The organism is Leifsonia sp. P73 (assembly GCF_051059105.1).
In the GTDB taxonomy this organism is placed as follows: domain Bacteria; phylum Actinomycetota; class Actinomycetes; order Actinomycetales; family Microbacteriaceae; genus Leifsonia.
In genome coordinates, this window is record NZ_CP194931.1 from 354,417 (window position 1) to 371,691 (window position 17,275).

Below are 17,275 nucleotides of genomic sequence, written 5' to 3' on the forward strand. Positions count from 1 at the left end.
CACATCCGCTCGGCGGAAGATTGGCAGACTTGAACCCGTGATCGTCATCGTGTGCCCGGGGCAGGGTTCCCAGACCCCCGGCTTCCTCGACCCGTGGCTCACCGAACCGTCGTTCCGTGACCAGCTCACCCGCATCTCCGACGCGGTCGGCATCGACCTCGTCGCGCACGGCACGGTGAGCGACGCCGACACCATCCGCGACACCGCGGTGGCCCAGCCGCTGATCGTGTCCGCCGGCCTGCTGACCCTGTCGGCGCTCCTAGCCGATGGCCGCCGCGAGAAGGTCGGCGGCATCGCCGGTCACTCGGTCGGCGAGCTCACGGCCGCGGCCGGCGCCGGCGTGCTGTCCGAGACCGACGCTGTCGCGTTCGTCCGGGAGCGCGGCGCTGCGATGGCCCGCGCCGCGGCGGAGGTCCGCACAGGAATGAGCGCCGTGATCGGCGCCGACGAGGACGAACTGCTCGCGAAGCTCGACGCGCTCGGCCTGTCCCCCGCCAACTACAACGGCGGCGGCCAGATCGTCGTCGCGGGCGACCTCGACGCGCTGGCGAAGCTGGCCGAGGAGCCGCCGGCCCGCGCCCGGGTCATCCCGCTGCAGGTCGCCGGCGCGTTCCACACGCGCTACATGGCCCCTGCGGTCCCGGCGCTGGAGGAGTTCGCCGCCACCCTCGCCACGAACGACCCGACCCTGCGGCTCTGGACGAACAAGGACGGCTCCGAGGTCACCGACGGCGCCGAGTTCCTGCGCCTGCTCGTGGGCCAGGTCTCCTCGCCAGTGCGCTGGGACCTCGACATGGCGGCGTTCCAGGAGGCCGGCGTCACGGGCATCATCGAGGTCGCGCCCGCCGGCGCACTCGTCGGACTCGCCAAGCGCGGACTGAAGGGCGTCCCCGCCGTCGCGGTGAAGACCCCCGACGACCTGCCCGCCGCGTTCGACCTCATCGACCAGGCCGCCTAGGAGGACCGCAGACCATGACCCACCCCACCCTGCAGCAGTCCCACGGGCCGCAGTACACCCGCATCCTCTCCATCGGCGCCGCCCGCGGCGACCTGGTAGTGCCGAACGACGACCTGGTCGGGCCGATCGACTCGTCCGACGAGTGGATCCGCCAGCGCACCGGCATCATCACGCGCACCCGGGCCAGCCACGACGTGTTCGCCGTCGACCTCGCCACCGAGGCGTCGAAGGAGGCGATCGAGAAGTCCGGCGTCGACCCGAAGCTGATCGACGCGGTGATCGTCGCGACGATCTCCAACCCGCAGCAGACCCCCTCGCTGGCCGCCGTGCTCGCCGACCGCGTCGGGGCCAACCCCGCCGCCGCCTACGACATGAACGCGGCCTGCGCCGGGTACGCCTACGCGGTCGCCCAGGCCGACGCGCTCATCCGCACCGGGCAGGCGCACTACGCGCTCGTCGTCGGCGCGGAGAAGCTCTCCGACGTGGTCGACCCGACCGACCGGACCATTTCGTTCCTCCTCGGCGACGGCGCGGGCGCCGTGGTCATCGGCCCGAGCGAGTACCCCGGCATCGCCAAGACGGTCTGGGGCTCGGACGGCTCCAAGGCCGGCGCGGTCGGGATGGACGGCACGCTCACCGCGTTCCGCGACGGCGAGACCCCGTGGCCGACCCTGCGCCAGGACGGGCAGACCGTTTTCCGCTGGGCGGTCTGGGAGATGGCGAAGGTCGCCAAGCAGGCGCTCGACGCCGCCGGGGTCACCCCCGACCAGCTCGCGGCCTTCATCCCGCACCAGGCGAACATGCGGATCGTGGACGAGTTCGCCAAGCAGCTCAAGCTGCCGGAGACGGTCGCGATCGCGCGCGACATCGAGACGACGGGCAACACGTCGGCCGCCTCGATCCCGCTCGCCACGCACCGGCTCCTGCAGGAGCACCCCGAACTGTCCGGCGGCCTCGCGCTGCAGATCGGCTTCGGCGCCGGTCTGGTATTCGGCGCTCAGGTCGTCGTGCTCCCCTAGGGCCTGCCCTAGACTGATCAACGGTCAAAACGACACCCCCTCAAGGAGAAAACAATGGCATTGTCCACCGAAGAAGTTCTTGCCGGCCTGGCCGAGCTCATCAACGACGAGACCGGCATCGCGACCGACACGGTTGAGCTGGACAAGTCGTTCACCGACGACCTCGACATCGACTCGATCTCGATGATGACCATCGTGGTCAACGCCGAGGACAAGTTCGACGTGAAGATCCCGGACGAAGAGGTCAAGAACCTGAAGACCGTCGGTGACGCTGTCGAGTTCATCGTCAAGGCCCAGGACGCCTAAGCACCGCACGAAGAAACTTCCTACGCGCGGGCGGGCCTCCCCGAGGTTCCGCCCGCGCGGGTAGCAGCGCGCTGCGCGTTGCACCGTTGTTCCTACCACACGGAGTTGCCGTTATGACCAAGAAGATCGTCGTCACCGGCGTGGGCGCATCCTCCCCGCTCGGTGGCACCGCCCCCGAGAGCTGGGCCGGCCTGCTGGCCGGGAAGTCCGGCGCCCGCAGCCTCACCCACGACTGGGTCGCCGAGCTGGAGCTGCCGGTCACGTTCGCCGCCGAGGCGATCGTGCGTCCGGAGACCGTCCTGGAGCGGCCGACCGCCAAGCGCCTCGACCCGTCCAGCCAGTTCGCGCTGGTCTCGGCGATGGAGGCCTGGGCCGACGCCGGTTCGCCCGAGGTCGCCCCCGAGCGCCTCGGCGTCGACTACGCGACCGGCATCGGCGGCGTGTGGACCCTCCTCGACGCGTGGGACACCCTGCGCGAGCGCGGCCCGCGCCGCGTCCTGCCGATGACGGTTCCGATGCTGATGCCCAACGCCGCCTCCGCCGCGGTGTCCATGCACTTCGAGGCCCGTGCGTTCGCCCGCACCGTCGCCTCCGCCTGCGCGTCGAGCACCGAGTCGCTCGTCAACGCGTACGAGCACCTCCAGGCCGGCCTCGCCGACGTCGTCATCGCCGGCGGCACCGAGTCCGCCATCCACCCGATCACGATCGCGTCGTTCGCGTCGATGCAGGCGCTGTCGCGTCGCAACGACGACCCGGCGACGGCCTCCCGCCCCTACAGCGTCGACCGCGACGGCTTCGTCATGGGCGAGGGCGCGGCCAGCCTGGTGCTGGAGACCGAGGAGCACGCGCTCGCCCGCGGCGCCCGCATCTACGCCGAGATCGTCGGCGGCGGCGTGACGGCCGACTCGTACCACATCACCGCGAACGACCCGGAGGGCCGCGGCGCCATCCGTGCTCTGCGGCTCGCCCTGGAGCAGGCCGGCGCCTCCCCCGACGAGGTCACCCACATCAACGCGCACGCCACCAGCACCCCGGTCGGCGACCCGGCCGAGTACGTCGCGCTCCGCGAGGTCTTCGGCGACCGCGTCCACGACATCCCGGTGTCGGCCACGAAGGCGTCGACGGGTCACCTCCTCGGCGGCACCGGCGCGCTGGAGGCGGTCTTCACGATCTTCGCGCTGCGCGACCGCGTCGCCCCGCCGACGATCAACATCACCGAGATGGACCCGGCGATCCCGCTCAAGGTGTCCAGCGCCCCGCAGCCGCTCGGCGACGCACCCCAGCTCGCCGTCAGCAACTCCTTCGGCTTCGGCGGCCACAACGCCGTCGTCGCCATCCGCTCGGTCTGAGCCCCGAAACGTGACTAATTGCGGGAATCGCGTGGTCGATTTCCGCAACTAGTCACGTTTCGGCGGCGTGAAGAAGGCCCCGGTCGCAGGACCGGGGCCTTCTTCTGTCACCGCGTGCGGACGGCTGAGCCTGGCCCGTCGCGGGAGCTCTGCTAGCCGACCTTGTGCAGCCAGATGACGGAGGTGTCGTCGTGGGCACGCCGGAACGGCTCCAGCTCGTCGTCCCACGCCTGGCCGAGCGCGAGCCGCAGCTCGCGCTGCAGTTCGAGCGGGTTGGGGCCGGCGACCTCCATCGCGTAGCGGATGCGGTCCTCCGGCACCACGGTGTTGCCCGCGGTGTCGGTCTGGACGAAGAAGATGCCGAGATCGGGGGTGTGCATCCAGCGGCCGCCGTCCGTGCCGAGGCCGGCGTCCTCCGTCACCTCGTAGCGGAGGTGCTCCCAGCCGCGGAGAGCGGTAGCGAGGCGCGCTCCGGTGCCCTGGGGGCCGTCCCAGAAGAACTCGGTCCGCTGGGCGCCCTTCAGCACCGGCTGCGTCTCCCAGGTGAAGTTGACGGCGCGACCGAGAGCGCGTCCTGCCGCCCACTCGATGTGAGGGCAGAGCGCGCCGGGAGAGGAGTGCACGTAAAGCACTCCTCGAGCTGCGTGAGCCGTCATGGTTTTCCTCCTTCGTCGGTACGTCTTCCCCTACGACCGCGAACGAGTGCCATGACTCCTATGAAGTTGACTACCGCGATTATGCCGGACAACGCGCCCGAGTTACAAGATTGTGATTCGGCGATTCCTGCGTGCCACACGCGAGCGAGCGGAATAGCATACCGGGTATGTCGGTCCAGTATGGTTTCCTCGCGGTGCTGACCCAGGGCCCCGCCTACGGCTCCCAGCTCCAGAACGAGTTCCTCCTGCGCGCGGCCAACCGCCGCACGCTCAACGCCGGGCAGGTGTACTCCACGCTCGACCGGATGACCGAGCAGGGGCTGATCGAGTCGGCGGGTGAGACGGACGACGGCCTCCCGCTCTACCGGCTCACCGCGGCCGGCGCCGAGGAGGCCACGACGTGGCTGACCGCCGGTCCGCGGGACGTGCGCCCGGACTGGGACGAGATGCAGGACCAGGTGCTCGTCGCCGCCTCGCTCGACGGCGCCGACGCGGCGGTGGTCGTCGCGGACTACCGCGCGGCGTTCGCGGAGCGCATCCGGGAGCTGACGCACGACGCGGACTCCCGGGCGGTGCTCGCCGCCAACCGGGCCGCCGAGCTCGGCGCACGCGCCGCGATCGAATGGCTGGACGAGGTCGCGAAGGCCCTCGCCGCGCACCCCGGCGCGCTGGTGCAGCCGCGCTGCCCCGAGCGCCCCCGCCGCGGCCGGAAGCCCGCCGCCGCCCTCGACTGACGGACTCCCCGCGCCGCCTGGGTCAGTGCAGGAGCTGGCCGTCCTTGTTCAGGACGTTCTTCTCGCCGGCTTCGATCGGCACCGCGAAGCGGTTCTGCGCGGGAGGCAGCGGGCAGTTGAAGTTGTAGCTGAACGCGCACGGCGGCAGCACGGCGAGGTTGAAGTCAAGGGTGACCGTGCCGTCCTCGTTCGGGACGACGAACAGGAAGCGGCCGACCGAGTAGGTGCTCTCGCCGTTCGTGGTGTCCGAGAAGACGAGCTGCAGCGCGCGGCCGGCCTTGAAGGCGGCGAGGTTGTAGTCGACGCCGTCCTTGCTGAAGGTGATCTCGCCCGGGATGACCATGTCCCGGGTCGCGCCGTCGTCCTTGAGGTGCTCGAAGCCGACCGTCTTGCCGCCCTCGATCGGCGAGAACGTCGCGGTGATGATCCACTCCGGGTTGAACGGGAAGGCGTCGATCGAGCCGAAGTTCTGGATGTCCTCCGACTGGGCGTCCCACACCCGCAGCGCGTACTCGCCCTGCTCGTTCGCGATGACGAAGCCGGTGACCGTGTCGCTGAACCGGATGGCGGACGGGTTGGGGTCGTCCTTGCCGCGCACGATCGCGGAGCCGTCGACCAGCACCTCGTCCACGAAGACGTTGTCCGTGGCGACCGCGGTGACCTTCAGACCGGACTGGCCGGCCGGCAGCGGCGACCAGAGGCCGGGAACGCCCCAGACCAGCTGCTCGGTGCCCGGCTCACCCGTGATCCACTGGGTGTTCACGAGCGCCAGGTTGCCCTGCGGCGCCGTGACGGCCTGCTCGCGGCGGGAGTGGTAGCGCGCGAGGACGGCGTCGGGATCGGCGGGGGCTGCGATGTCGGTCATGGTCTCCATCCTCTGTCAGGTCGGTGGGTGCAACCAAGCGCGACACTCCACCATTCCCGTCGCCCGCGGCTCACTTGGCCTCGCCGTAGCTGTCGACCACGGCCGCCGTGACCGGGAAGTCGACGGGGAACCCGCCGAACAGGAGTCGCCCTGCGGCCTCGGCCGAGGCGCGGACCTCGGCGGCGACCGCCTCCGCCGACTCCGCGGGGGTGTGGACGATGACCTCGTCGTGCAGGAAGTACACCAGGTGCGGTCCGGCGGTGAAGTCGGCGCCCTCCGGGGTCAGCCGGGCGAGCCGGTTGCGCAGCTCGGCCATCCAGCACAGGGCCCACTCGGCGGCGCTGGCCTGCACGACGAAGTTGCGGGTGAAGCGGCCCCAGTCGCGGGCCTGGCTGCGCGCCCGGCGCTCCTCCGCGGGGGTGGACTCGGCTCCGGAGGCCGCCGATTGGGCGGCCTGCCAGCTCCCGCCGGGCCGTGGCGAGCTGCGGCCGAGCCGGGAGGTCACGATGTCGCCCCGCTCCCCCGTGCGGGCCGCGTCCTCCACGAGCCGCACGGCCCGCGGGTAGGCGCGCGCCAGGCGCGGCATCAGCCGGCCGCTGTCGCCCGTCGTCGCCCCGTACATGGCACCGAGCATCGCCACCTTGGCCTGGGCGCGCTCCTCCACCGCCCCGCTCGCCACGATGCCCGCGTAGAGGTCGCGCCCGCGCCCGGCCTCGGCCATCGCCGTGTCGCCGGCGAGTCCGGTGAGGATGCGCGGCTCCAGCTGGGCGGCGTCGGCGACCACCAGCTTCCAGCCCGGGTCGGCGACGACCGCGCCCCGGACCTCCTTCGGGAGCTGGAGGGCGCCGCCGCCGCGCGTGGCCCAGCGCCCGGTGACGACGCCGCCGGGGATGTAGTCGGGCCGGAAGCGCCCGTCGCGCACCCACGCGTCGAGCCAGCTCCAGCCGTTCGCCGCGTGCAGCCGGGCGAGCTTCTTGAACTTCAGCACCGCTGGGATCGCAGGGTGGTCGAGCTCGCGCAGCTCCCACGACCGCGTCGAGGTCACCATCAGGCCCGCGCGCTGCAGCGCCTTGAGGAGCTCGGGCGGACTGTCGGGGTTGAGGTCGGGCGCCTCCAGGGCCGTGCGGATCTCCGCCGCCAGGGCCTCCAGCGCCTCGGGCCGGCCGTAGCGCGGGCGCGGGCCGAGGACGGCGCGCAGCAGCTCGTCGTGGCGCTCGACGCTGTACGGCAAGCCCGCGTGCTGCATCTCGGCCGCGATCAGCGCCCCGGCCGACTCGGCGGCGAGCAGGAGGCGCAGCCGGCCGGGCTCCGCGCTGCCCGCGACGGCCTCCTGCTGCGCGCGGTACTCGTGCTCGATGGAGGGCCGGGCCGTCTCCACCGGGTGGTCGAGGTCGAACAGAGTCGCGGCCGCCGGCTCCGGCGCGTCCTCCAGTACACGGGCCGCGTCCCACGGGCCGGGTGGGGCGCTGGCGAGCGCCGAGCCCGCGCTGAGCGTGGAGGCCCGCAGGATCGCGTGGCTGAGCCGCAGGTCCACGCAGCGCTCGACGCGGACGCCCGCCTGCAGCAGCCGCGGGTACCAGGCGCGGGTGTCGTCCCAGACCCAGCGCGGGCGCGACGCCGCATCTTCGCGCCGGACCAACTCCGGCAGGTCGGCCTCCGCGAGCTCGATGCGACCGGTTTCGCCACCTTCCGGACGGATCGCCACGACCCGTCCGGGAGCGACGCGGTCGAGTAGGAGCTGCACGCCTCAATTCTGCATGCGACGGATGACACTTCCCGCTATAGTGAGGAAACGTCACTTTATGCGATGCCGACCCGAAAGGCGAGCGACGATGACAGAGTACCTGCACGACTCCCAGGGCGTGTGGATCGCGTACCGAACCGATCCGCAGTCGCGCTGGCTGTTCAACTCCGAGGGCGACTGGATCGGCTGGTTCCCCTGGTCCGACGACATCGCGGTGACCCCGGGGGCTCCTACCTCGGAACGGTGCACGGCGACCGTCTGTTCATGGACGACGAGCACCCGTACCGCGGGAATCCGGGCTACCCGGGCGCGCCGGGCTACCCGGGCCAGGCGCCGTATCCGGGAGCAGGTCCGTACGTCGGGCTGCCGGACGGCTGCGACGACGTCGCGCCCGCGCTGCTCTGGCCGCGCATCGCGTCCTGAGCGCTCAGCCCGCCAGCGCCGCCAACCGGGACCGCAGCTCCGGCCACGCCGCGCCGAAGCCAGGGTGCAACGGCAGGTCCGCGACCTCCGGCACCGACACCCAGCGCAGCTCGATGCTCTCCACGTCGGCCATGTGCGGCTCGAACGCGCGCACCGCCTGAGCGACGACGGTCGTGTACGACCAGAAGCCGAGGTCGAGCACGCTCTCGAACAGCACCTGCACCGCGTCCGCGGGCACCGCCGCCTCCTCCGCGGCCTCCCGCAGTGCGCCCTCCACCGCGGTCTCGCCCTCGTGCCTGGCGCCGCCCGGGAGGCCCCAGGTGCCGCCGAAGTGGCTCCAGTCGGCGCGGTGCTGGAGCAGCACGCCGCGCCGCAGGTCGTGGACGAGCAGGCCCGCGGCGCCGAAGCGGCCCCAGAACCGCTCGCCGTTCGGACCTTCCACCCATGCGTCGCCGGAGTTCACGTCTCCACGTTAGCCGCACGGCCGAACCCGGTGACGCCGCGTGACGGTTCTCGCAGACGGTCCTACTGTGTGGACATGACACTCCAACGCTGGCGCCACCTCACCGAGTGGCCACTCACCGCGGCCGCCGCGGTGTTCCTCGTCGCCTACGCCTGGGAGGTCATCGGCGACCTCCACGGGACGCAGCTCGTCGTGGCGGAGACCGTGATCTGGATCACCTGGGCCGTCTTCCTGATCGACTACTTCGTGTGCCTCGTCCTCGCCCCGCAGCGCTGGCGCTGGTTCTACACGCACCTGTTCGACCTCGCCATCGTCGTGCTGCCGATGCTGCGGCCGCTGCGGCTGCTGCGGCTGGTGACGATCCTCGCCATCCTGCAGCGGAGCGCGGGCGCCGCGTTCCGGGGCCGGGTGATCATCTACGTCGTCGGCGCGGGCGGCCTCCTGGTGTTCACGGCCGCCCTGGCGGCCCTGGATGCTGAGCGCGGGATGCCGCACGCGCACATCGAGACCTTCCCGCAGGCCGTCTGGTGGGCCTTCGAGACGATCTCGACGGTCGGCTACGGCGACTACGTGCCGGTCACCGAGGTGGGCAAGCTGGTCGCGGTCGGCCTGATGATCGGCGGCATCGCGACACTCGGCATCGTGACGGCGACGCTGGCCTCCTGGATCGTCGAGCGGGTCGCCCAGACCGAGATCGACATGAGGGCGGCCACCCGCGGTCAGATCCGCGAGCTGTCGAGTCAGGTGGCGGAGCTGAAGGCCCTGCTCGAGAAGCGGTCGGCCTGATGCCGGTGCGCAGCGCGGCCATCCTGCTGCACCGCCGAGGGACGGGCGGCAGGGAGGTCTGGATCGCGCACATGGGCGGCCCGTTCTGGGCGCGCAAGGACGAGGGCGCCTGGACGCTGCCGAAGGGGCTGGTCGAGGAGGACGACGTCGACGACCTCGCCGCGGCCCGGCGCGAGTTCGCCGAGGAGATGGGCGCGCCCTCCCCGACGCCGTGTACGTCCCGCTCGGGGAGTTCCGCGCCTCGGGCAAGACGTTCGTGGTGTTCGCGGCGGAGGCCGACTTCGAGCTCACGGAGCTGGTCAGCAACGAGTTCGAGGTGGAGTGGCCGCCGCGCTCCGGCGTCGTCCGGACGTTCCCCGAGGTGGACGACGCCGGCTGGCATCCGCTCGCGGTCGCGCACACGAAGCTCGCGAAAGGGCAGCGGCCCATTCTGGACGCGCTCGTGCGGCTCCTCGACGAATACGGATCCGACTAGCGCGCACGGCACCCCCTCGGTCGTATCGTTGGCTGCACGTGCCGGACGGGACGAAGGAGGAGCAGGTGGCGAAGAAGAAGGCGGAGAAGGACGCCGAGAAGGCCCTGATCACCGCACGAGCCGCTGTCGACGAGGCGCAGCGGCTGGTCAAGAAGCTCGACAAGAAGACCCGCAAGGAGGCGGACGACCTCGCGGCCGCGCTGGAGCAGGCCGCGAAGGACGCGAAGAAGGCCTCCCTGCGCGCCCGCAAGACCGCGGAGGCGGCGGCGAAGGACGCCAAGGAGAAGGCCCAGGCGGCCCGCGAGCGGGCGCGCACGGCCGCGTCGGCCCCGGCGGCGAGCACGGGCATCCCCACGTTCCGCGACCTGCGCGACCGGGCGAAGGCGCAGGGCATCCAGGGCTACTCCCGGATGAACAAGGCACAGCTCCTGCACGCGCTCGGTGAGGGCTGATGTTCACCGGCCGGTAACCGGCTGCTTCTACGGTTGCCGCCGTGACTGACACCACCGCCGAGCCCGCGATCCTCTCGGCGCTGGACCGCGCGCCCGCAGCACGGACGCTGATCGACATCCTGCGGGAGTCCGCCGCCGCCAACCCGCAGGGCTCGGCGATCGAGGACGCCCGCGGCGCGCTCAGCTACCGCGAGCTGCTCGCGCGCGTGCTGGCCACGGCGGCGCGACTGCGGGAGGCGGGGGTGCGTCGGGGCGACCGCGTCGGCGTGCGGATGACCTCCGGCAGCCGGGACCTCTACCTGGCGATCCTCGGCGTGCTCGCCGCGGGCGCCGCCTACGTGCCGGTGGACGCCGACGACCCGCAGGAGCGCGCCGACCTCGTCTTCGGCGAGGCGGAGGTGCGCGGGGTCATCACCGACGACGGCTACCTCGCCACGGCCTCCACGGACAGCGCGGACGCCGTCGACGTGCCGGCCGGACCGCTCGCTGTGCAGGGGCAGGAGCCGCACCCGAGCACCTCCGGCCTCTCCGTCGTCGACCCGCCGACACCCGAGGACGACGCCTGGATCATCTTCACCTCCGGCTCGACCGGGACGCCGAAGGGCGTGGCGGTGCGGCACCGCTCCGCCGCGGCGTTCGTGGACGCCGAGTCGCGGCTTTTCCTGCAGGAGGAGCCGATCGGTCCGGGCGACCGCGTGCTCGCGGGGCTGTCGGTCGCGTTCGACGCCTCCTGCGAGGAGATGTGGCTCGCCTGGGGCCACGGCGCGTGCCTGGTGCCCGCGCCGCGCTCACTCGTGCGCACGGGCATGGACCTCGGCCCGTGGCTGGCGGCGCGCCGCATCACCGTCGTCTCGACCGTGCCGACGCTCGCGGCGCTCTGGCCGACCGACGCGCTCGACACCGTGCGGCTGCTGATCTTCGGCGGCGAGGCCTGCCCTCCCGAGCTGGTCAACCGGCTCGCCGTGGACGGCCGCGAGGTCTGGAACACCTACGGGCCCACCGAGGCGACGGTCGTCGCCTGCGCGAGCCTGCTGACCGCGGGCGAGCCCGTACGGATCGGCCTCCCGCTCGACGGCTGGGACCTCGCGGTCGTCGGCCCGGACGGCTCGCCGGTCGCGAGCGGAGAGTCCGGCGAGCTGATCATCGGCGGCGTCGGCCTCGCCCGCTACCTCGACCCGGCGAAGGACGCCGAGAAGTACGCGCCTCTCCCCTCGCTCGGCTGGCAGCGGGCCTACCGCAGCGGCGACCTGGTCCGCTTCGACCCGGCCGGGCTGTTCTACCTCGGCCGCGCCGACGACCAGGTGAAGGTCGGCGGCCGGCGCATCGAGCTCGGCGAGGTGGAGGCCGCCCTCCAGCAGCTCCCGGGAGTGTCGGGGGCCGCCGCGGCGGTGCGCAAGAGCTCGGCGGGGAACGACGTGCTGGTCGGCTACCTGGCCGTCCCCGAGCGCGCGGCCTTCGACCGGCGTGCCGCGCTGGCGGAGCTGCGCGCCGAGCTGCCCGCCGCGCTCGTGCCGCTGCTGGCGGTGGTGGACGACCTCCCAGTGCGCACGTCGGGGAAGGTCGACAGGGCCGCGCTCCCCTGGCCGTCGGAGGAGTCCGACGAGGACGCGCCGGTCCTCGACCCCGTCTCGGAGCTCCTCGCCGCCGACTGGCGCAGCGTGCTCGGGCTGCCGGTGAGCGGCCTGGACGACAACTTCTTCGACCTCGGCGGCGGCTCGCTCGCGGCCGCGCAGCTCGTCTCCCTGGTGCGCAGGCGGCACCCGGACATCACGGTCGCCGACATCTACGCGCACCCGCGCTTCGGCTCGCTCGCCTCCGCGCTCGCGGAGAGCTCGCCGTCGGCCTCCGCCGCCTCGACGCACGTCGTGCCGCCGACGCCGCGGCGCATGCAGGTGCTCCAGACCGTGCTCGGCGTGCCGCTGTTCATCCTGAACGGCGTCCGTTGGCTGCTCTACCTGCTGACGGCGGCGGCCATCCTGCGGCCGTTCGGCGGGTTCGGGTTCCTCCCGGACGTGAACCCGATCTGGCTGATCATCGGGCTGATCGGGTTCGTCACGCCGTGGGGCCGGATGGCCATCGCCGTGGCCGCCGCCCGGCTGCTGCTGCTCGGCGTCGAGGCCGGCGACTACCCGCGGGGCGGGGGCGTGCACCTGCGGCTGTGGCTCGCCGAGCAGGTCGCCCACCAGATCGGCGCGGCCAGCCTGGCGGGCGCCCCGTGGATCAGCTACTACGCCAGGGCGCTCGGCGCGACGATCGACCGCGGCGTCGACCTCCACGCACTGCCGCCGGTCACCGGCATGCTGCGGATCGGCGCCGGAGCGTCCATCGAGCCGGAGGTCGACCTCGCCGGGTACTGGATCGACGGCGACCTCGTGCGCATCGGCGAGATCCGCATCGGCGCCGGGAGCTCCGTCGGCGCGCGCAGCTCGCTGATGCCCGGCGCGAAGATCGGCCGCGACGCGACGGTGGCGCCGGGGTCGGCCGTGTTCGGCCGGGTGCCCGCCGGCCAGAACTGGGCGGGCTCCCCGCCGTCCGGGTCGGGAAGGCGCGCGAGTGGTGGCCCGGCGAACGGCCGCTGCGCCGCACCAGGTGGGTAGCCGCGTACGCCGTGGCCTCCCTGGTCGTCTCGCTGGTCCCGGTCGTCGCGCTCGGCGCCGGCGGGCTGATCGTGGCGGCGTTCACGCGCGGCGCGACCACGATCGCCGCTGCCATCCCCGGAGCAGCGGCCGCGCTCGTCCCGGCGACGCTCGCGGCAGGCGTCGTGCTCGCGGGCGTGGTCGTGGTCCTCGTGCGCCTGCTCGGACTCCGCCTCAGGGAGGGCGTCTACCCGGTACGCAGCCGGGTCGGCTGGCAGGTGTGGTCGACGGAGCGGCTGCTGGACATGGCCCGGACGCTGCTCTTCCCGCTCTACTCCAGCCTGTTCACCCCGGTCTGGCTGCGGATGCTCGGCGCGCGCGTGGGGCGCGACGTGGAGGCCTCCACCGTCCTCCTACTGCCTGCCATGACCAGGATCCGCGACAGTGCGTTCCTGGCCGACGACACGCTGGTGGCGTCCTACGAGCTCGGCGGCGGCTACGTGCGCGTCGCGGAGGCGGAGATCGGCGCCCGCGCCTTCCTCGGCAACTCGGGGATGGCCGGCGGCGGCGACCAGGTGCCGCGCGACGGCCTTGTCGCCGTGCTGTCGGTCGCCCCGCGCAAGGCGAAGGCCGGGACATCCTGGCTGGGCTCGCCGCCGGTGAAGCTCCGGCGGCGCGCGCAGGACGCGGACCTCTCGCGCACCTTCGAGCCGAAGGCCTCCCTGCGCGTCGCCCGCACCGCGTGGGAGCTGCTGCGTATCGTCCCGGTGTTCGTGACGTGCGCCATCGGGCTCGCCGTGCTGCTGACGCTCGCGGCGCTCTCCGAGGCCTGGGGCGTCGGCTGGGCGATCGTCGTCAGCGGTCCGGTGCTCCTTGTCGCAGGGGCGGTGTCCGCGGCCGTGAGCACCGCGGCGAAGTGGGCGCTGCTCGGGAGGCTGAAGCCGGGCGAGCATCCGCTCTGGTCGTCGTTCATCTGGCGCAGCGAGGTGTCGGACACCTTCACCGAGATGGTCGCCGCGCCCTGGTTCGCCTGGGCCGCCGCCGGCACGCCCGCGCTGGTCTGGTGGCTGCGCAGCCTCGGCGCGCGCATCGGGCACGGCGTCTGGATCGACAGCTACTGGCTCCCGGAGGCCGACCTGGTCGAGCTGGGCGACGCATCCACCGTCAACCGGGGCTGCGTCGTGCAGACGCACCTGTTCCATGATCGAATCATGAGCATGGACCAGGTGATCATCGAGCGCGGCGGGACCCTCGGCCCGCACAGCGTCATCCTGCCCGCGGCCGCGATCGGCTCCGACGCGACGGTCGGACCGGCCTCCCTGGTGATGCGCGGCGAGACGGTGCCGGATCGCAGCAGGTGGAGCGGGAACCCGATCGGCCCGTGGCGGGATGTGGTGGTACGCGAGTACCGTGCGGTGCGATGACCGAGGCCACCTTCGACGCCGACGCCGCAGTCCCCGCCGCGTCCCACGTCTACCTCCCGCGCTCCGGCACCGACGATTTCTCGGTGCTGTCCTACGACCTCGACCTGTCGTACAAGGTCGCCACGAACCGGCTCGACGGGACGGCCGTCATCCGGGGACGCGCGAACGTGCCGCTCACCGCGGTCTCGCTCGACCTGGTTCACCTGCGCGCCAAACGGGTCAAGCTGGACGGCGACAAGCGCACGCGGTTCACGCAGTCCCCGACCCACCTGCGGGTGAAGCCGGCCGCGCCGATCCCGGCCGAGGCGGAGTTCACGGTCGAGATCGCCTACGACGGATCGCCCGTCCCGCGCCGGACCCGCTGGGGCACCCTCGGCTGGGAGGAGCTGAGCGACGGCGTCATCGTCGCCTCGCAGCCCTCCGGAGCGCCGACCTGGTTCCCGTGCAACGACCGGCCGTCCGACAAGGCCGCCTACCGGATCACGATCACGACCGAGCAGCCGTACACGGTGCTCGCGACCGGCGAGCTCGCCGGCCACAGCGTCAGCGGAGGCCGAGGCACCTGGACCTTCGAGCGCCCTGAGCCGACGGCGACCTATCTCGCGGCTGTGCAGATCGGCCGCTACGTGCTGGAGCCCCGGCGCACAGGCGGCGTGGAGTGGGTCATCGCCTATCCGCCCGCCCTCGCCGCCCGCGTGCTGGCCGACTTCGCCTCGGTCGGGCGGATGATCGAGTGCTTCCAGGAGCGCTTCGGCCCGTACCCGTTCCCGTCCTACACGGTCGTGGTCACCGAGGACCCGCTGGAGATCCCGCTCGAGTCGCAGGGCATGGCCACGTTCGGCTCCTCGCACGTCGACGGCCGCGGCGGCTCGGAGCGCCTGATCGCGCACGAGCTCGCCCACCAGTGGTTCGGCAACAGCGTCGGCCTGGCCGGCTGGTCGGACATCTGGCTGAACGAGGGCTTCGCCTGCTACGCCGAGTGGATCTGGTCGGAGTACTCCGGCAGCCACTCCGCGAACACGCTCGCACGCACCCACCACGCCGTCCTGCGCGTGAAGCCGAAGGACCTCGTGCTCGCAGACCCGGGCGTCGACAGCATGTTCGACGACCGGGTCTACAAGCGCGGCGCCTGTCTCCTCCACGCCTTGCGCAGGAGGCTCGGCGACGACACGTTCTTCGACCTGATGCGCGGCTGGTCGGCCGCGCACCGGTTCGGCACGGCGTCGACGGCGGACTTCGAGGCGTTCGCGGGCGGGTTCTCCGAGGAGCCGCTGGACGAGTTCTTCGACGCGTGGCTGCGCGACACGCGGCTGCCGTCGCTCAGCGACTGATCGCCCCGCGGCTGACGGCTAGGGCCGGTCCTCCGGGCGGCGCTCCTCGCCGGTGATCCCGTCGATGCGCGGCGCGTCGTGCGCGGGCGCCGCAGCGGCGGTGGCCGGCGCGGCAGGCTCGGCGGCCGGCCGGGGCGGCGGGACGTCGTCGCGGCGGGTGTCGTCCACCGCGCCGTCGGCGACCACGCGGTTGCCGTGCCGGTCGGTCTCGACGTCCGGGTCGACGTCGTCCGCGCGGCTCAGCTTCTCCTGCTGCTCGCTGCGGGCGGCCGCGGCGGCACGCTCGCGCTCGTCGGCCTCCCGGCGCAGCCGCTCCGCGTCGACCTCGGCCTGCTTGGCGTCCGCGGCGGCCCTGGCGGACTTCGCCTCCCGCTCGCGTGCGGCCAGCTCGTCACGGGAGGCGGCCTCCCTCAGCTCGGTCGCCCGCTGCCGGTCGGCCTCCTGCTTGCGGCGGCGTCCCATCGTGGAGACCACGATGACGATCCCCACGACGATGACCACGATGACGACGATCAGCACGATCCATCCGATGGTGTTCATGCCGCGACATAGTACGCGGGGCACGCGGTGCCGGAAGGGCCTTGCGTCCGGGGGCGCGAGGTGCAGGGCGCGGCCCTCCCAACCCAGAACTGGGGGCGACGGAACGGCGGTCGCGTCGCCTACGCTGGCGCGAGGACCGCACGGGGGGATGGATGCGAGAGGTCGAGTACGACGCCTTCGTCGCCGCCTGGTCGACCTATTGGGGACGGCGCGAGCTCGGGATCGTCATCGAGAACGCCACGGCCGCCCGAATCGGAGCGGACCCGCACGGACTCCGCGCCTTCCACGAGCGGTGGCTGGACGCCGTGCGCGCCTACCCCGCCGAGTCGTCCCTCCGGCTGATGGGAACGCCCGTGCTGGTCCCGGAGCTCGCCGATGCCGCCGACGGGCTTCGGTCGGTCACCCCGCCACGCCCCGCGGCGTTCGGGGCGTTCGCCGTCGGCACCTCGACGGGCCTCCCCCAGTCCGAGCGGTCCGGCGACTACGTCCTCCTGTTCGACCCGGACAGCGAGGGGGCGCGAGCCGGCCGGACGCTGCGACGAGGGACCTGGGCGATGCCGCTCGCCATCGTGGCGCTGCTGACGTCCTGGTGGGCGCCGCTGCTCTCCGTCGCGGCGGCGGGCTGGGCGCTGGCGCTCGCCGTCCCTGTCAGCCGGCTGTTCCTCTCCACGCGCGTCCCGCTGCGCCTGCACTGGCGCCCGCTCCTCGTCCACGTGTTGGCGTGCCTCGCGATCGTGCTCGCGGTCGTGGCCGTCGTCCCGCAGTTCACCCATCCCCGCACCCCGTCGAAAGGCGCCGCCGCCATGTCAGAGTCCGTGGGTTCCCAGACCATCGCTCGAGTGCTCGGGCGAATCCGAGCGCACTGGCCGGACGCCCAGGTCGACTTCGTCCTCTCGCCGGACTCCCCCGACCAGCTGGAGAACGTGCGCGTGCGGGTGTCCGACCACGTGCTGCTCGAAGCGATGCAGACCGGGCCGATGTGGGCGGTGCACCCGGTGACCGACGCGAGCGGCCGGCTCGTGCCGCTGGAACCCGACCACCCGTACACGATCGGCGTCGACGTGTCCGCGCCCCCGGAGGAGTTCGCCGACCGATTCTACGAGGAGGTCTACTTCTGGTGGGTGAAGCTTCACCCCAGGCAGGACCCGGCGCCGCCGCAGCTCCCGTCCTAGGC

General features: G+C 72.7%; 15 protein-coding genes and 2 pseudogenes. 12 read left to right on the forward strand and 5 right to left on the reverse strand.

Annotated elements, in window-relative coordinates; genetic code table 11:
- Positions 1-37: 37 nt before the first annotated feature.
- The 4 genes from ACQ86L_RS01865 to ACQ86L_RS01880 all read left to right on the forward strand — a co-directional run bounded on the left by ACQ86L_RS01865 (position 38) and on the right by ACQ86L_RS01880 (position 3,632).
- The gene (locus tag ACQ86L_RS01865) at positions 38-958 is read left to right on the forward strand and encodes an ACP S-malonyltransferase (RefSeq protein WP_434317442.1); all 921 of its coding nucleotides are present in this window, start codon (positions 38-40) and stop codon (positions 956-958) included.
- Between the two features lie 14 nt (positions 959-972).
- Positions 973-1,977, forward strand: coding sequence for a beta-ketoacyl-ACP synthase III (locus ACQ86L_RS01870; protein ID WP_434317443.1), 1,005 nt, complete (start codon positions 973-975; stop codon positions 1,975-1,977).
- A 54-nt stretch (positions 1,978-2,031) separates the two neighbouring features.
- Positions 2,032-2,283: an acyl carrier protein gene (locus ACQ86L_RS01875; protein WP_021765217.1), complete on the forward strand. Its 252-nt coding sequence runs from the start codon at positions 2,032-2,034 to the stop codon at positions 2,281-2,283.
- Between the two features lie 113 nt (positions 2,284-2,396).
- Positions 2,397-3,632 (forward strand): beta-ketoacyl-[acyl-carrier-protein] synthase family protein, encoded by a 1,236-nt coding sequence (locus ACQ86L_RS01880; RefSeq protein ID WP_434317444.1) that lies wholly within the window; start codon positions 2,397-2,399, stop codon positions 3,630-3,632.
- Positions 3,633-3,784: 152 nt separating this feature from the next.
- On the opposite strand, the gene ACQ86L_RS01885 is transcribed toward ACQ86L_RS01880, so the two are convergent.
- Positions 3,785-4,288: a DUF3145 domain-containing protein gene (locus ACQ86L_RS01885; RefSeq protein WP_345835084.1), complete on the reverse strand. Its 504-nt coding sequence runs from the start codon at positions 4,286-4,288 to the stop codon at positions 3,785-3,787.
- Positions 4,289-4,455: 167 nt separating this feature from the next.
- On the opposite strand from ACQ86L_RS01885, the gene ACQ86L_RS01890 reads away from it, so the two are divergent.
- Positions 4,456-5,022, forward strand: a complete 567-nt coding sequence (locus ACQ86L_RS01890; protein ID WP_434317445.1) for a PadR family transcriptional regulator — start codon at positions 4,456-4,458, stop codon at positions 5,020-5,022.
- A gap of 22 nt (positions 5,023-5,044) precedes the next feature.
- Here ACQ86L_RS01890 and ACQ86L_RS01895 read toward each other — a convergent pair whose 3' ends face one another.
- Positions 5,045-5,887, reverse strand: coding sequence for a DUF1684 domain-containing protein (locus tag ACQ86L_RS01895; protein WP_434317446.1), 843 nt, complete (start codon positions 5,885-5,887; stop codon positions 5,045-5,047).
- A 70-nt stretch (positions 5,888-5,957) separates the two neighbouring features.
- Positions 5,958-7,631, reverse strand: a complete 1,674-nt coding sequence (locus tag ACQ86L_RS01900; protein ID WP_434317447.1) for a bifunctional 3'-5' exonuclease/DNA polymerase — start codon at positions 7,629-7,631, stop codon at positions 5,958-5,960.
- A 264-nt stretch (positions 7,632-7,895) separates the two neighbouring features.
- Between ACQ86L_RS01900 and ACQ86L_RS01905 the strand changes: the two genes are divergently transcribed.
- Positions 7,896-8,054, forward strand: a complete 159-nt coding sequence (locus tag ACQ86L_RS01905) for a hypothetical protein (protein ID WP_434317448.1) — start codon at positions 7,896-7,898, stop codon at positions 8,052-8,054.
- Between the two features lie 4 nt (positions 8,055-8,058).
- Here the strand turns inward: ACQ86L_RS01905 and ACQ86L_RS01910 are convergent, their stop codons facing one another.
- A complete protein-coding gene (locus ACQ86L_RS01910) occupies positions 8,059-8,517 on the reverse strand; it encodes an NUDIX domain-containing protein (protein WP_382457470.1) in 459 nt (152 codons plus the stop codon).
- 75 nt (positions 8,518-8,592) lie between these two features.
- On the opposite strand from ACQ86L_RS01910, the gene ACQ86L_RS01915 reads away from it, so the two are divergent.
- From ACQ86L_RS01915 to ACQ86L_RS01935, 5 genes and pseudogenes are all read left to right on the forward strand, one after another.
- Positions 8,593-9,303 carry a potassium channel family protein gene (locus ACQ86L_RS01915; protein ID WP_434317449.1) on the forward strand — a complete coding sequence of 237 codons (711 nt, stop codon included), beginning with the start codon at positions 8,593-8,595 and terminating at the stop codon, positions 9,301-9,303.
- Positions 9,303-9,778 (forward strand): annotated as a pseudogene (locus ACQ86L_RS01920) (NUDIX domain-containing protein). Before ACQ86L_RS01915 ends, ACQ86L_RS01920 begins: the two are co-directional and overlap by 1 nt.
- A 38-nt stretch (positions 9,779-9,816) precedes the next feature.
- The gene (locus ACQ86L_RS01925; RefSeq protein WP_434317450.1) at positions 9,817-10,230 is read left to right on the forward strand and encodes a hypothetical protein; all 414 of its coding nucleotides are present in this window, start codon (positions 9,817-9,819) and stop codon (positions 10,228-10,230) included.
- A 41-nt stretch (positions 10,231-10,271) separates the two neighbouring features.
- Positions 10,272-14,230 (forward strand): annotated as a pseudogene (locus ACQ86L_RS01930) (Pls/PosA family non-ribosomal peptide synthetase).
- The gene (locus ACQ86L_RS01935; RefSeq protein ID WP_434317451.1) at positions 14,227-15,561 is read left to right on the forward strand and encodes a M1 family metallopeptidase; all 1,335 of its coding nucleotides are present in this window, start codon (positions 14,227-14,229) and stop codon (positions 15,559-15,561) included. The pseudogene ACQ86L_RS01930 and the gene ACQ86L_RS01935 overlap by 4 nt, the downstream one beginning before the upstream one ends.
- Positions 15,562-15,579: 18 nt before the next feature.
- Here the strand turns inward: ACQ86L_RS01935 and ACQ86L_RS01940 are convergent, their stop codons facing one another.
- Positions 15,580-16,101: a hypothetical protein gene (locus ACQ86L_RS01940; RefSeq protein WP_434317452.1), complete on the reverse strand. Its 522-nt coding sequence runs from the start codon at positions 16,099-16,101 to the stop codon at positions 15,580-15,582.
- A gap of 152 nt (positions 16,102-16,253) precedes the next feature.
- Here ACQ86L_RS01940 and ACQ86L_RS01945 point away from each other — a divergent pair, with 152 nt between their 5' ends.
- Entirely contained in the window at positions 16,254-17,273 is a 1,020-nt protein-coding gene (locus tag ACQ86L_RS01945; RefSeq protein WP_434317453.1) for a hypothetical protein, read from the forward strand.
- The last annotated feature ends 2 nt before the right edge of the window (positions 17,274-17,275 follow it).

What these genes read in the sequence shown, in the direction of transcription:
- ACQ86L_RS01870 (WP_434317443.1), top strand. Translation starts at nt 973, where the DNA reads ATGACCCACCCCACCCTGCAGCAGTCCCACGGGCCGCAGTACACCCGC.
- ACQ86L_RS01875 (WP_021765217.1), top strand. Translation starts at nt 2,032, where the DNA reads ATGGCATTGTCCACCGAAGAAGTTCTTGCCGGCCTGGCCGAGCTCATC.
- ACQ86L_RS01880 (WP_434317444.1), top strand. Translation starts at nt 2,397, where the DNA reads ATGACCAAGAAGATCGTCGTCACCGGCGTGGGCGCATCCTCCCCGCTC.
- ACQ86L_RS01885 (WP_345835084.1), bottom strand. Translation starts at nt 4,288, where the DNA reads ATGACGGCTCACGCAGCTCGAGGAGTGCTTTACGTGCACTCCTCTCCC.
- ACQ86L_RS01890 (WP_434317445.1), top strand. Translation starts at nt 4,456, where the DNA reads ATGTCGGTCCAGTATGGTTTCCTCGCGGTGCTGACCCAGGGCCCCGCC.
- ACQ86L_RS01895 (WP_434317446.1), bottom strand. Translation starts at nt 5,887, where the DNA reads ATGACCGACATCGCAGCCCCCGCCGATCCCGACGCCGTCCTCGCGCGC.
- ACQ86L_RS01905 (WP_434317448.1), top strand. Translation starts at nt 7,896, where the DNA reads ATGGACGACGAGCACCCGTACCGCGGGAATCCGGGCTACCCGGGCGCG.
- ACQ86L_RS01915 (WP_434317449.1), top strand. Translation starts at nt 8,593, where the DNA reads ATGACACTCCAACGCTGGCGCCACCTCACCGAGTGGCCACTCACCGCG.
- ACQ86L_RS01935 (WP_434317451.1), top strand. Translation starts at nt 14,227, where the DNA reads ATGACCGAGGCCACCTTCGACGCCGACGCCGCAGTCCCCGCCGCGTCC.
- ACQ86L_RS01940 (WP_434317452.1), bottom strand. Translation starts at nt 16,101, where the DNA reads ATGAACACCATCGGATGGATCGTGCTGATCGTCGTCATCGTGGTCATC.
- ACQ86L_RS01945 (WP_434317453.1), top strand. Translation starts at nt 16,254, where the DNA reads ATGCGAGAGGTCGAGTACGACGCCTTCGTCGCCGCCTGGTCGACCTAT.